The 13,021-nt window shown below is 55.9% G+C and carries 11 protein-coding genes; 2 read left to right on the top strand and 9 right to left on the bottom strand.

What is annotated here, in order from left to right:
- Positions 1 to 46: 46 nt before the first annotated feature.
- The 4 genes from PGY33_RS03530 to ychF form a co-directional block, all read right to left on the bottom strand.
- The gene (locus PGY33_RS03530; protein ID WP_118285072.1) at positions 47 to 283 is read right to left on the bottom strand and encodes a hypothetical protein; all 237 of its coding nucleotides are present in this window, start codon (positions 281 to 283) and stop codon (positions 47 to 49) included.
- 6 nt (positions 284 to 289) lie between these two features.
- Positions 290 to 838 carry a tRNA (mnm(5)s(2)U34)-methyltransferase gene (locus PGY33_RS03525; protein WP_118478630.1) on the bottom strand — a complete coding sequence of 183 codons (549 nt, stop codon included), beginning with the start codon at positions 836 to 838 and terminating at the stop codon, positions 290 to 292.
- A gap of 12 nt (positions 839 to 850) precedes the next feature.
- Positions 851 to 1,624: an IclR family transcriptional regulator gene (locus PGY33_RS03520; RefSeq protein WP_118478628.1), complete on the bottom strand. Its 774-nt coding sequence runs from the start codon at positions 1,622 to 1,624 to the stop codon at positions 851 to 853.
- A 349-nt stretch (positions 1,625 to 1,973) separates the two neighbouring features.
- A complete protein-coding gene (ychF, locus tag PGY33_RS03515; RefSeq protein WP_116704817.1) occupies positions 1,974 to 3,077 on the bottom strand; it encodes a redox-regulated ATPase YchF in 1,104 nt (367 codons plus the stop codon).
- Positions 3,078 to 3,216: 139 nt separating this feature from the next.
- Between ychF and PGY33_RS03510 the strand changes: the two genes are divergently transcribed.
- On the top strand, positions 3,217 to 4,119 hold the full coding sequence (locus PGY33_RS03510) for a hypothetical protein (protein ID WP_116704816.1): 903 nt from the start codon (positions 3,217 to 3,219) through the stop codon (positions 4,117 to 4,119).
- 129 nt (positions 4,120 to 4,248) lie between these two features.
- Positions 4,249 to 5,544, top strand: a complete 1,296-nt coding sequence (locus tag PGY33_RS03505; protein ID WP_270477390.1) for a M23 family metallopeptidase — start codon at positions 4,249 to 4,251, stop codon at positions 5,542 to 5,544.
- A 204-nt stretch (positions 5,545 to 5,748) separates the two neighbouring features.
- Here the strand turns inward: PGY33_RS03505 and PGY33_RS03500 are convergent, their stop codons facing one another.
- The 5 genes from PGY33_RS03500 to PGY33_RS03480 all read right to left on the bottom strand — a co-directional run bounded on the left by PGY33_RS03500 (position 5,749) and on the right by PGY33_RS03480 (position 12,768).
- Complete coding sequence (locus tag PGY33_RS03500) at positions 5,749 to 7,533, bottom strand: Na/Pi cotransporter family protein (protein ID WP_118478622.1); 1,785 nt, start codon at positions 7,531 to 7,533, stop codon at positions 5,749 to 5,751.
- Between the two features lie 673 nt (positions 7,534 to 8,206).
- Entirely contained in the window at positions 8,207 to 9,475 is a 1,269-nt protein-coding gene (locus PGY33_RS03495; RefSeq protein ID WP_118478620.1) for a diaminopimelate decarboxylase, read from the bottom strand.
- A 29-nt stretch (positions 9,476 to 9,504) separates the two neighbouring features.
- Positions 9,505 to 9,738, bottom strand: coding sequence for a DUF3006 domain-containing protein (locus PGY33_RS03490; protein ID WP_118360203.1), 234 nt, complete (start codon positions 9,736 to 9,738; stop codon positions 9,505 to 9,507).
- 154 nt (positions 9,739 to 9,892) lie between these two features.
- Positions 9,893 to 11,389, bottom strand: a complete 1,497-nt coding sequence (gene putP / locus PGY33_RS03485; protein WP_118360204.1) for a sodium/proline symporter PutP — start codon at positions 11,387 to 11,389, stop codon at positions 9,893 to 9,895.
- 161 nt (positions 11,390 to 11,550) lie between these two features.
- Positions 11,551 to 12,768, bottom strand: a complete 1,218-nt coding sequence (locus PGY33_RS03480; protein ID WP_118478784.1) for a cation:proton antiporter — start codon at positions 12,766 to 12,768, stop codon at positions 11,551 to 11,553.
- Positions 12,769 to 13,021 lie beyond the last annotated feature (253 nt).

Genomic DNA, 13,021 nt, shown 5'->3' with positions numbered 1-13,021 from the left:
AGGAGAATGGATTCGTTCCATTCTCCTTTTTACATCTACAACACGTTTACAGTAATCCTTGCAGCGACAGTGCAGCCGCCAGCGCCAGCAAAATGGCGATCAGCGTTTTCAGCACGCGCAGGAATCGTTCTCTTGTGACAAACCGCCGCCAGCCGGTCGGCTTCGGGTCGGGCGGCAGCATTTCGTCCGGTGTCGGCTTATGGTCGAGCAGCCCCACGCCGCAATCCTTGCATTTACGAACATTCTCGACGTATTCCGCGCCGCATTTCGGGCACCAAGGCATAATTCGTTACTCCTTCCAGATGAAAATCGGCAGCGGCGGATCATTTTTGCGGTTCATCCACTCACAGCCGAGCACGGTATAGGTTCGGTCATCCAGTTCCCTCAAGTGAGCCAGAAGCGCATCGCGCTCCTCATAGCCGTTTTCCTTGCCGTAATAGAGCGCAAGCGCCATCAATCCGCCTTTTTTGAGCAGCTTCAGTCCCGCATCAACAGCAGGTAGTGAAGTCTCTGCGGTGGTGAATTTTGTCGGGTCTCCGCCGGGCAGACGGCCGAAATTGAACACGATGCAATCCACGGTCTCCGGTTCGGCGTAGTGTGTCATGTTAGCGTGGCTGTCGAGGTAAACCTCGGCGCTGAGGTGCTCTTTCGCCAGCAGCTCGCGGGTCTGCCGAACGGCATCCTCCTGCACATCAAAGGCAAGCACACGGCCGATTTCGCCTGTCAGACGGCACAGCAGCGCTGTGTCTCTGCCCTTGCCCGCAGTCGCATCAATACAAAAATCGCCTTCCCGAACCTGCCGCCGGAGCACATCATGCACAACCGAAAGTGTGTTCATGCTCTGCCCTCCTCAAAAGCGGCCGCCGCCGAGCGCGCGCGCGATTTCATCCCGCGCAGCCATGAGCGGCGCACGCAGTTCTGCCACGCGCTGGTCGGTCATGCGGCTGACCGGCGCGGACAGCGAAATCGCGTAGGACGCGCGTCCGCGGTAGTCCGGAATGGCGGCTGCAATGCAGCGCACGCCAAGCTCGTTCTCCTCATTGTCGAGCGCATAACCAAGCTGACGCACCTTGTCGATCTCACGGAAGAATGCGTCCTCATCGACGATGGTGTGCTCGGTCCACGCGTGCACATCGCTGTGCTGCCACACGTCGCGCACCTCTGCGGTGTCCCATGTGGCAAGAATTGCCTTTCCAACGCCCGTACAGTAAAGCGGCAGGCGCATGCCGATGCGCGAGAACATGCGGATGGCAGACGAGCCGTTATCCACTTTATGGATGTACACAATGTCCTTGTCGTCGCGCATGACAAGGTGAACGGTCTCATCCGTGCACTGCTCAAGCCGTTCAAGCGACGCGCGTGCTCTCTCAACAATATCCAGATTATCCACAATATAGCTGCTCATCTCGCACAGGCGCATACCGGCGCGGTAGACGCTGGTTTCCGCGTCGCGCTGCACATAGCCGCGCGCACACATGCTGGTCAGCAGACGGTGAACCGTGCTTTTGTGCAGGCCGGTTTCCGCAGACAGGCCGCCGATGCTCATGCCGTTGCGGCTGCGGCACAGAGTTTCCAGCAAATCGAATGCGCGGTCGAGCGATTGAACGGTCGATTGCTCCGCCATGAAAACGCTTCCCTTCGTTCCGTATTATAAAACACATCTCCATTATACAGCAAAGCTGCACAAAAAACAAGGGATTATTTTGGTGTGGTCGCCAAATTGGGATTGGTCACTTGCGAAGCGGACGGAATTTGCGCTGACACCGCGCGGGCGCAACACAAGGCGAATTGCCCGAAGGGCAAGAGAGCGTTCCCTGTGGGATAACAGTGCCGCGCAGCTTTTTAACACGTTATACCGCCTGTCACCTGCGAATAAATCTGCTGATAAACACCATCTTGCAGGAATCGAAATTTCTCCTTTTACAAAGCAAAACCACAGTCAAAACGACTGTGGTCTGCATAAAATTCAGCAATTAAACATTGAAACGGAACAGAACAACATCGCCGTCCTGCATCACATACTCCTTGCCCTCGGAGCGAACTAAACCCTTTTCGCGGGCAGCAGCCAGCGAACCAAGCTCGATGAGGTCCTTATAGTTGATAACCTCAGCACGAATGAAGCCGCGCTCGAAGTCGGTGTGAATCTTGCCGGCAGCCTGCGGCGCCTTGGTGCCCTTCTCGATGGTCCACGCGCGGACCTCCTGCTCGCCGGCGGTAAGGTAGCTCATCAGGCCGAGCAGGTCGTAGCAGACCTTGATCAGACGGTCCAGACCGGACTCGTGCAGGCCGAGTTCGGACAGGAACATCTCCTTCTCCTCTGCGTCCATGCCGGCGATATCCTCCTCCAGCTTTGCGCAGATCGGCAGAACCATCGCGCCTTCTGCGTCTGCGATGGCCTGTACCGCCTTGAGGCGCTCGTTCTCGGTGTCGTTGCCGGTAAAGCCTTCCTCATCCATGTTTGCCGCGTAGATGACCTTCTTCGCGGACAGCAGGTCGCTCTCGCCGATCACGCGGTCAATGTCCTCGTCCTCGCCAAAGCCCTCGAAGGTGCGGGCGGTCTTGCCCTCCTCCAGATGCGCCTTCAGGTTCTCGAGGATTTCCACATCGCGGAGCAGCTTCTTGTCTGCCTTCGCAGCCTTGCGGGTACGCTCGAGACGGCGCTCGAGGTGCTCGATGTCCGCAAGGATCAGCTCGAGGTTGATGGTCTCGATGTCACGGGCCGGATCGACCGAGCCTTCAACGTGCACGATGTTCTCGTTGTCGAAGCAGCGGACAACGTGAACGATGGCGTCAACCTCGCGGATGTGGGACAGGAACTTGTTGCCCAGACCCTCGCCCTTGCTTGCGCCGCGCACCAGACCGGCGATGTCCACGAACTCGACCACCGCAGGCGTGGTCTTCTTTGCGTGATAGAGATCGGTCAGCGGCTGCAGACGCTCATCCGGTACAGCGACCATGCCGACGTTCGGGTCGATGGTGCAGAACGGATAGTTTGCGCTTTCCGCGCCCGCCTGCGTAATTGCGTTGAACAAGGTAGACTTGCCGACGTTTGGCAGTCCGACGATGCCGAGTTTCATAATATAATTCCTCCAACTTTATAAGGGGATTTTCTGCTCCCCGTTTTCTGCATAAAAATAGTATACCGCTTTCGCTGGAATTTTGCAATGTTTTGCGCTATACTAAAGATACCAATTTGTCTGCAAGAGGTGAAAAGCCATGCCTTCTTATGTCACTTACCATATTTTTGCGGCTACCGTACAGCGCGTAACCAGTGATTCGGTTGCCCATATCGCGTCCTCCTATCCGGCGGCCTACCGATGGGGCTCGCAGGGAGCGGACCCGCTGGCGCTCTATCACGCGCCGTTCCCGTCCGCCCTGCGCAGACTGGCGAACCGCGTCTGCACCGAGCCGCCCGCGCCGCTGTTCGAGTCACTGTGCAAAGCCGCCGTCGCGTCGCACAACACGGCTGCGCTCGCGTATGTATTCGGATTCTGCACGCACTATGCACTCAGCCGCGTAACCTATTCGTTTGTTTCCGCACAGGCGGACAGGCTGTCGCAGTTCATGCCGGGCTACTCTGCCGAGGCACGCCGCCATTTAGTCGAGAGCGACATCGACGGTGTGATGATCGCGGATTTTGTCTCGGACACGCCCGCCGAGTACGAAGCGTACCGTCAACTGGAGCCGGATGCGCCCGAGTCCCCTCTCGCGGCGAAAATTCTGGCGCAGGCCCTGCGGGAGACGTATGGCGTGCACATCACGCCTGCCGCCGTCTACCACTCGATGAACGATATGCGCCGCATGCACCATCTTGCGCATCAGGGTGCCTCTGCGCTCAGCCGTCTGCAGCGATTCGAGCACCTGATCGGCAAATCCGGTTTTGCGTCCTCGCTCATCCGCCCGACAGAGCCGCTCTCGGCGGACTGCACCAATCAGGAGCACCGTCCGTGGACATCCCGCACCGGCGAGCGAACGGATTCGTTCTACGATCTGTTTGATGCCGCCGTGCCGCTGGCGGTCTCGCTGCAGCGTGCCGCTCTCGACCGCTATTATCAGCAGAAGCCGCTCGATCCGCGCTTTTTCCCCACGGATTTTACGGGCACACCCATCAAAAAATAAAAATTTGATAACTTAGCGACAGGTTTCGTATGACTTCGCTCCCTGAAATGGGTATTCTTGGTGCTGTTACCAAACTGTAACCATTGAAAGGAGTGAATATGGCGCACATCATTCCGCCATACTACCATCATGCGAAACCTGTTATCTTTTGTTTTGGGCGTGATTTCACGCCTGCTCTACCTGCTTCTGCGGCTCATCCTGCTGCTCGACCGCACGATCTGCCGCGTATACGATCTGCCGGTCTGGAGCCGGTTCGCCGGCGTTCTGCGGCAGGCAGGCCGCCGCCGTTCGGTCTGTGCGCTGAGCGTATTCGGACTGCTGTTCCTGCTGCCCGCTCTGCTGCTGACCCGGCCGGGCACGCTGCTGCTTGCGGACGGTCAACCGCTCGGTGTCATCGAGGACAGCGCAACGCTGCTGAACGCAGTAAACGCGGTTGAATCCAGCGCATCTGCCGTTTCCGGCACGGACTATTACCTGCCGCTGCGCCTGCAGGCCAAACCGGTGCGGACAGCTGCTCCGCTGCTGACGCAGGAGGAACTCGAGCGCAATCTCATTACTGCCAGCGGCGAGTTGGACACGCTTGCCATTATTTCGGTGGACGGCAAACAGACCGCCATTGCCGCCGATACGGACGGCGCGCAGGCCGCGCTCGACCAGATCAAGGCCGCGTACACGACAGCGGCAGACGAAAACGTACACTTCCTGCAGACCGTCCGCGTGGACAAGGCCGTTGCGCCAGCCGCGCTTGCAGAGACCGATTCCGCGCTGTATGATACCCTGTCGCAATGCCTTGATGTGACTGCGACCCGCGCCGTCACCTACACCGAGCAGATTCCGTTCGACACCGTGACGCAGGAGAACGAAAGTCAAGACCAGACCTACCGTGAGACCGTTCGGCAGGGCTGTGCAGGCACAGCGCAGGTCACCGCCGAGATTGAAACCGTGGACGGCGAGGAGCGCACGCGCACCATCCTTGCGCGCACCGTGCTCCGGCAGGCCACCGACGAAATTGTCGAGGTCGGCACGCGCAATGTCGGCATCGGCACCGGAGAATTTGCCGTGCCGCTGACCAGCTACACGTTCACCTCGGCGTTCAAGTACCGCTGGGGCCGCCTGCACGGCGGCGTAGACCTCGCCGTGGACGAAGGCACGCCGGTCTATGCCGCGGATAACGGCAAGGTCATCGTTGCAGAGGACTCCGGCAACGGCTACGGCAGCTATATCATCCTCGACCACCGGAACGGCTTCAAGACGCTGTACGGGCATAATTCACAGCTGCTCGTGTCGGTCGGCGATGTAGTCGGCAAGGGAGAGAAGATCGCGCTTTCCGGCAATACCGGCAATTCCACCGGCCCGCATCTGCATTTTGAGGTGCAGGTGAATGATGAAAAGGTAGATCCGACGCAATACGTTAATCTGTCATAATTTTACAATCATTTCAAATTTATAACCATGTAAACCGTAGGGCGGGATGAGGTCATACCCCAGAGCATCTTCTCTTGCCCTTTGGGCAATTCACCTTGTCCCGCCCTGCAATAAAGTCTCATCATATGCAGCAATAATTACTAATTTCTAACTACTAATTACTAATTAAAAAAGAGAGATTGGTTTCCCAATCTCTCTTTTTGGTTACTCCATCGCCTCGACTTCATCAATCTTGGTGAGGTACTTATTCTGATAGAATTTGAGCTTCTCCGCGAACTGCGGGGTCTCCTTATACGCCTGCTTGACGTAGGCGTGCGTATCAAACTCGGCTGCGCCCTCGGCCAGCTGGATGGTATAAATGGCGATATTCGAGCAGTGGTCGCTGATCTTCTCAAGGTCATGCACAATATCCAGGAAGTGGATACCGGTCTGCATGGTGCACTCGTTCCGGCCCAGACGCTCGATATGGCGGCTCTTGAGACGCTCCTTCATCGTATCCACGACTTCTTCCAGCGGCTCGACCATACGGGCGGTCGAAACAGCCTGATTGTCATAGCCGTCAACGGTCATGTCGAGCACCTCGGCAACCGCTTCGCACATGGTGCGCAGTTCCTGCATCGCACTCGGCGAGAAGGACAGACCGGCCTCACGGAACTCGTCGGCACGCTCGAAGATGTTCTGCGCATAGTCGCCGATCTTCTCAAAATCAGACAGCGAGTGCATCATCTCGGCCATCTGGCGGCGCTGATCAACCGAACGGATGTTGTGGATGGTGGTCAGGTAACGGCCAATCTCAACCTCTGCACGGTCGAGGAAGGCCTCGTGCTCGTGGAAGATCTCCTCGTTTGCAGCCGCGCCGCCGAACAGCGGGTCGGTTGCCAGATGGAAATTCTGCTTGGCAGTGTCGCCCATGTCAGCAATGCAGCGCTGCGCCTGATCGAGTGCCAGAGACGGCGTGGTCAGGAAGCGAGGCTCCAGCTTTGCCAGCGGGTCCTCCTGCGTCTCCTCTGCGGGCACGCTCGCCGTTGCCAGCTTGACCAGCAGACCGGTGAACGGCAGGAACAGAACCGTACAGGTGAGATTGAACAGCGTATGGAAGTTTGCGATGCCGCCCTTGTCGATCGCGTTATCCCAGAAAGAGAAACCAACCGTGTACTGAATCGCATAAATGCCGATCAGGAACAGGATGGAGCCGATCAGGTTGAAGTAGAAGTGTACCATCGCGGTACGGCGGGCATTCTTGGAGCCGCCCACCGAGGACAGGAATGCGGTGATACAGGTACCGATGTTCTGACCGAGGATGATCGGGATAGCAGCCGAATAGGTGATCGCACCCGTGGTGGACAGCGCCTGCAGAATACCAACCGATGCGGAGGACGACTGGATGATCGCGGTAACGCCCGCGCCGACCAGCACGCCGAGCACCGGATTGGAGATAGCAGCGAACAGATCCGCGAACTGCGGCAGATCAGCCAGCGGTGCAACCGCGCCCTCCATGACCGACATGCCGATGAACAGAATACCGAAGCCGGTGAAGATATCCGCGATATCGCGGGTACGGCGCTTTTTTGCAATCATCATAATGATTACGCCGACAAGCACGATGATATATGCCAGATTCTTCGGCTTGAGCAGATCCATGAACAGGCTGCCGCTGCCCTCGCCGCCGGACAGACGCAGGATCTGCGCGGTAATCGTGGTACCGATGTTAGCACCGAGGATAACGCCGACCGACTGCTTGAGCGTCATGATACCGGCGTTTACAAAGCCGACAACCATAACGGTCGTTGCGGACGAAGATTGAATGACCATGGTAACTACCATGCCCATCAGCAGAGCAGTAACGACATTGCCCGTCATTTTTTCAAGCGTTTTCTCCAGTTTAGAGCCTGCTGCGCGCTCCAAACCTTTTCCCATTGTCGTCATACCGTAGATGAACAGCGCAAGACCGCCGATCATCTGCACGATTGACAGCACATCAAAACCCATATGCTTCCTCCCGTTTTGTTACACAATCATTTTCATTATTTCTTTACGATTCGCATACATTTTAATTATATGGTTTTTACATGGTACTGTCAATAAAAATTGCGTTAATACGCAGGCTTTACACACATTTAACATTGGTTTGCCTACCCGGCAGGGGCACAAGAGGGTAGACACCTGCGGTTTCCACCCTCTGATTTTCACCCCTTTCCCTTTGGGATAGCACGGCGAAATTTGCAGAACTGAGACTATAAAGGAACGGCAGAGGATTTTTTCTTCCGTAGGGGCGGACCAATGTGTCCGCCCATTCCCCTACCTCTATGCAATGCCAGATACATTACTGCTACACATATGGTTTACTCTACGCAGGCGCGACACAAGGTGAATTGCCCGAAAGGCAAGAGAAGGTCCTCTGGAGGATACCCGTGTCGCGCAACTCGTTGGCTCGTTATTACGGACGGCACCTACGAATATAATCCATTAATATCATTTAACAACTATCCGTAGGGCGGGGTGCCCTCACCCCGCCGTTCCCCAATACCCCCCTTATGTTAAACCCAACCGGAGACATTGTTTCATCTGTACGTTCATTTTCCATTCTCCATTTTCAATCCTCAATTACTCCACAGAACGCAAAAAAGGACCCGAAACGGGTCCTTTTTGTGTGGTAAGGCTCTTACTTAATATTATCAAACAGTCCGGTAAAATCAAACGTTGCAAAGTAGTCCTTCGGGGTCTCTGCGCGGCGGATCATTTCTACCGAGCCGTCCTCGCGGAGCAGCAGCTCTGCGGAACGCAGCTTTGCGTTATAGTTATAGCCCATCGAGAAGCCGTGCGCGCCGGTATCGTGGATATAAACGTAATCGCCGATGTCAATCTGCGGCAGATTGCGGTCAACGGCAAACTTATCGTTATTTTCGCACAGACCGCCGGTCACATCGTAGGTATGATCGCACAGCGCGTTTTCCTTGCCGAGCACGGTGATATGGTGGTATGCACCGTACATCGCCGGACGCATGAGGTTCGCAGCGCAGGCGTCCAGACCGGCATACTCCTTATAGGTATGCTTCTGGTGGATGCACTGGGCAACCAGAGCGCCGTAAGGGCCAAGGATAAAGCGGCCCATCTCGGTGTAGATGGCAACATCGTCCATGCCGGCCGGAACAAGAACCTCGTCGTAAGCCTGATGTACGCCTTCACCGATGGCCATAATGTCGTTCGGCTCCTGCGACGGACGGTACGGAATGCCTACGCCGCCGGACAGGTTGATGAACGCGATATGCACGCCGGTCTCCTTCTGCACGTCAACCGCCAGCTGGAACAGGATGCGTGCCAGTGCCGGATAGTACGCATTGGCAACCGTGTTGGAGGCGAGGAATGCGTGAATACCGAAATGCTTAACACCCTTTTGCTTCATGTACTTGAACGCTTCGACCAGCTGCTCGCGGGTCATGCCGTACTTGGCCTCCTGCGGGGTATCCATGATGGAGTTGTTCAGCACGAAGTCACCGCCCGGATTGAAGCGGCAGGACATGGTCTCCTTCCAGTCGCCTACTACCTTGTCGTAGAAATCGAGGTGGGTAATATCATCGAAGTTGATGATGGTGTTCAGGTCGGATGCGAGCTTGTAGTCCTCTGCCGGCGTGACGTTAGAGGAGAACATGATGTCATGCTCCTTTACGCCGCACACATCGCTGAGCTGCAGCTCAGGCAGGCTGGAGCAATCACAGCCAAAGCCTTCCTCATGCAGAATCTGGATGAGACGCGGGGTCGGCGTCGCCTTTACAGCGAAGTATTCCTTGTAGCCCGGGTTCCACGCAAATGCTTCCTTTACCTTGCGGGCGTTCTCACGGATCGCCTTCTCATCATAAATGTGAAACGGAGTCGGATAGGTTTTGGTGATCTCCTGCACTTGCTGGAGCGTCAAAAAGGGTTTCTTTTCCATTGGTATTTGCCTTTCCTTTACTGGGGTATTCAATCAGTATTCTTACCGAGAATTCGTTCAAATCGACGGCGCATATCGTTTTCCATGCGCTGGGTCTCGATCTCGTCGATATCAACGATACGGTCGTCCTTGATGATGACCACCATGCCCTCGCACAGCATTGCCGGTGCATCGGCACGGTCGAAATTCACCATTTCGCCGTTTACTTCAACGACTACGGAATCGCCTTCAAAACGGTCTACAATTCCGGTCTGCTTTGTCATAGCAGTCTCCTCCTTGCCTCATTGATTCCGGGCGGTACCACATCGGGTATTCCCTTTACTTACATTACTTACTCTTAAGGCAATATCGCATAATTGAACAAGAGCGATTTGCGAATAAATTTTGCGGTGCTGCCTTAACTTCCGCTTTTGCAGATTACTCTACGCAGTGATGGTAGGAATCGAACTCATCGGTCACTGCCTTGGTCGGTGCCGGCGTCAGCAGGCTGACAACAACGATAGCAAGCAGACCGAACACAAAGCCCGGCACGATCTCATACAGATCGAAGATGCCGCCGGACAGCTGCGCCCATACCAGATCGACCACGCCGCCGACGATAATGCCGGCATACGCACCCTGCTTGTTCGTGCGTCTCCAGAACAGCGAACACAGAACCAGCGGACCGAAGGCAGAGCCGAAGCCGCCCCATGCGTAGGATACCAGACCAAGGATGGTGCTGTTCTGGTTGGTTGCGATCAGAACAGCGATAATTGCTACCGCCATAACGCAGCCGCGGGAGACCCACATCAGCTCCTTCTCGCTTGCGTTTTTGTGAACCTTGTTGTGGTAGAAGTCCTCGGTCAGCGCAGATGCGGTAACCAGCAGCTGACTGTCCGCAGTGGACATGATGGCTGCCAGAATAGCCGACAGGAAGATACCCGCGATGAATACCGGGAAGATCTTCGCCACCATGCTGATATAGATGGTCTCCTGGTTGCCGTCGGTCAAGACAATGCTGTCACCAAGGAACATGCGGCCGGAAATGCCGATCATAATTGCAGCCGTCAGGGAAATCAGCACCCAGATGGTTGCAATGCGGCGCGATTTCTTGATTGCCTGCGGAGACGAAATGCCCATGAAGCGCACGAGGATATGCGGCTGACCGAAGTAGCCGAGACCCCATGCAAGCAGAGAGATAATGCCCATTGCAGTATACGGCACGCCGGTCGCACCGTCAACGAACATATTCAGGAAGTTCGGATTGAACGCTTCCACCTGCGAGAAGAACTCGGTCGGGCCGCCCATCGAGAAGATAGCGATGGTCGGAACCGCGAGCACGCAGAAAAACATCAGAATGCCCTGGAAGAAGTCGGTCCAGCAAACGGCGAAAAAGCCGCCCGCAAACGTATACGAGATAACGACCACCGCACCGATCACCAGCGAAACCAGATACGGGATGCCGAATACGGACGAGAACAGCTTCGCGCAGGACACAAAGCCGGACGCGGTGTAGAACAGGAAGAACACCAGAATGAACACCGCTGCAATAACCGAAATCCAGCCGCTTTCATCGTGGAAACGGTTTTTGAAGAACTGCGGCAGCGTAATCGCGTCGTCTGCGGTCTTGGTGTACTGGCGCAGACGCTTGGCAACAAACAGCCAGTTAAGGTAAGTGCCGATTGCCAGACCAATGGCGATCCAGCCTGCGGAAATACCGGACAGGTACGCCGCACCCGGCAGGCCCATCAGCAGCCAGCCGGACATGTCGGACGCCTGTGCGCTCAGGCCGGTTACCCACGAGCCAAGCTGTCGGCCGCCCAGAAAATACTCATTTGTCGTGCGGTTTTTGCCGACGAAATACATACCTATGCAGAGCATAAAGATCAGGTAACAGCAGAATGCCGCTATTGTGATTATGCTGTCGAAAGTCATATGTTTTACCCTCCTAAAATTTCACTTTAATTATACACGGAAACGTGCAATTTTGCAAGATTTCACGAAGGAAATTGCATCTTTAGCGAAAAATATACACTTTGCACAATTTTCTGCCAAGAAAAATGACAGCAGTTATCACAAACGCACCCAACATATCCTCATTCTGCAATATCGGACGAGTTCTCCTGCATGAGAAGGCGTCCGGCGGTGCGGTCGATGCCAATGGCGCCAAGCGGCGCGGTAATCAGGATGGCGAGCACCGCCACCGAAAGCACCAGCTGTCCGCACGGCAGACCCATCGACAGCGGCACCGAGCCGATGGCCGCCTGCACGGTTGCCTTCGGCAGATAGGCGATGACGCAGAACAGACGCTCCTTCCGGTTCAGCCTGGTACCGAGCATGCACAGGCTCACGCCGACCGCGCGGAACACGAGTGCCAGCGCGATCATGAGCACAGCGGCTGCACCGGCCTGTGCCGCGCAGCGGATATCCACAGCCGCGCCGACCAGCACGAAAAGAATCGCTTCGGCAGCGATCCACAGCTTGCCGAACTTGGCGGACAGACGTTTGGTGACTTTTTCCGAACTTTTGATCTTGAGGACGCACGCCATGCTCATAACGGCCAGCAGTCCGGACACGGACACGATGCCTTTGAGCCAGGTCTCCACCGCTATCAGCAGGAACGACAGCCCGAGAATCAGAATAACCTTCGTGCTGTTGCGGACATAGCAGCCGTGCCGATAAGCGGTTTCAAGGAACAGGTGCAGCAGCAGACCGACAGCCGCGCCGAGCGCCACACCGAGCGCAATGGAAATTGGGATGTTCACGAAATCCATCATGTTGGCACTGCCGCCCTGTGCCATGCCGACAAAGGTCGAGAACAGCACGATCACATAAATATCGTCGCAGGACGCGCCCGCCAGTATCATCTGCGGAATGCCCTGCCCTGTTCCCCGCTTTTCTTCCATCAGCTGTACCATTCTCGGCACAACCACCGCCGGAGATACCGCGCCGAGCACGGCACCCATGACGGCCGCTTCTATCCGGTTGATGCCCAGAATGTGCGGCGCGAGCAGGAAAAACGCCAGAATCTCACAGCTTGCAGGCACGCACGCCATCATGACCGCCGGACGTCCCACCCGCTTGAGGTCGGACAAATCGAGTGACAGACCCGCTTTAATTAAAATAATGATGAGCGCCATCCGCCGCAGGTCAGACGAGATGGACAAAATGGAATCGTCCAGCCAGTTCAGCACATACGGGCCTATCAGAATGCCCGTAAGCAGCATGCCGATGATGCGCGGCAGACCAATCCGGCTGCACAGTGCCGCCGCAGCCAGACCGAGCAGAAATACGAGCGCGAGTGAAGTTAACATAGTTTTTCCTCCCAGAAACGCAGAAAAGCCGATGGCATCTGCGCAGAAATAGTACGCAGAAGTCATCAGCTTCGAAAGCAGTTCAGATAAATAGTGCGGCAAAAGTAGCGTATACAGTGCGCAAAGAGCAAGGAAATTTTACGCAGGCATGCTGTCGCATGGCAAGTGAAATTGACGATGCTATTGGCGCGCTGTATGCGCGCACTTGTCGCAATATTTGTCTGAAGTGCTTTTATAAGCGGTTTAGGACGTT

Origin of the sequence: Butyricicoccus sp. AF18-9LB (assembly GCF_027684505.1) — a bacterium.
In the GTDB taxonomy this organism is placed as follows: domain Bacteria; phylum Bacillota; class Clostridia; order Oscillospirales; family Butyricicoccaceae; genus Agathobaculum; species Agathobaculum butyriciproducens.
The sequence above is the reverse complement of the archived record's forward strand: the minus strand, read 5'-3'. Positions and strand labels throughout refer to the sequence as shown.

What these genes read in the sequence shown, in the direction of transcription:
- PGY33_RS03530 (WP_118285072.1), bottom strand. Translation starts at nt 283, where the DNA reads ATGCCTTGGTGCCCGAAATGCGGCGCGGAATACGTCGAGAATGTTCGT.
- PGY33_RS03525 (WP_118478630.1), bottom strand. Translation starts at nt 838, where the DNA reads ATGAACACACTTTCGGTTGTGCATGATGTGCTCCGGCGGCAGGTTCGG.
- PGY33_RS03520 (WP_118478628.1), bottom strand. Translation starts at nt 1,624, where the DNA reads ATGGCGGAGCAATCGACCGTTCAATCGCTCGACCGCGCATTCGATTTG.
- ychF (WP_116704817.1), bottom strand. Translation starts at nt 3,077, where the DNA reads ATGAAACTCGGCATCGTCGGACTGCCAAACGTCGGCAAGTCTACCTTG.
- PGY33_RS03510 (WP_116704816.1), top strand. Translation starts at nt 3,217, where the DNA reads ATGCCTTCTTATGTCACTTACCATATTTTTGCGGCTACCGTACAGCGC.
- PGY33_RS03505 (WP_270477390.1), top strand. Translation starts at nt 4,249, where the DNA reads ATGCGAAACCTGTTATCTTTTGTTTTGGGCGTGATTTCACGCCTGCTC.
- PGY33_RS03500 (WP_118478622.1), bottom strand. Translation starts at nt 7,533, where the DNA reads ATGGGTTTTGATGTGCTGTCAATCGTGCAGATGATCGGCGGTCTTGCG.
- PGY33_RS03495 (WP_118478620.1), bottom strand. Translation starts at nt 9,475, where the DNA reads ATGGAAAAGAAACCCTTTTTGACGCTCCAGCAAGTGCAGGAGATCACC.
- PGY33_RS03490 (WP_118360203.1), bottom strand. Translation starts at nt 9,738, where the DNA reads ATGACAAAGCAGACCGGAATTGTAGACCGTTTTGAAGGCGATTCCGTA.
- putP (WP_118360204.1), bottom strand. Translation starts at nt 11,389, where the DNA reads ATGACTTTCGACAGCATAATCACAATAGCGGCATTCTGCTGTTACCTG.
- PGY33_RS03480 (WP_118478784.1), bottom strand. Translation starts at nt 12,768, where the DNA reads ATGTTAACTTCACTCGCGCTCGTATTTCTGCTCGGTCTGGCTGCGGCG.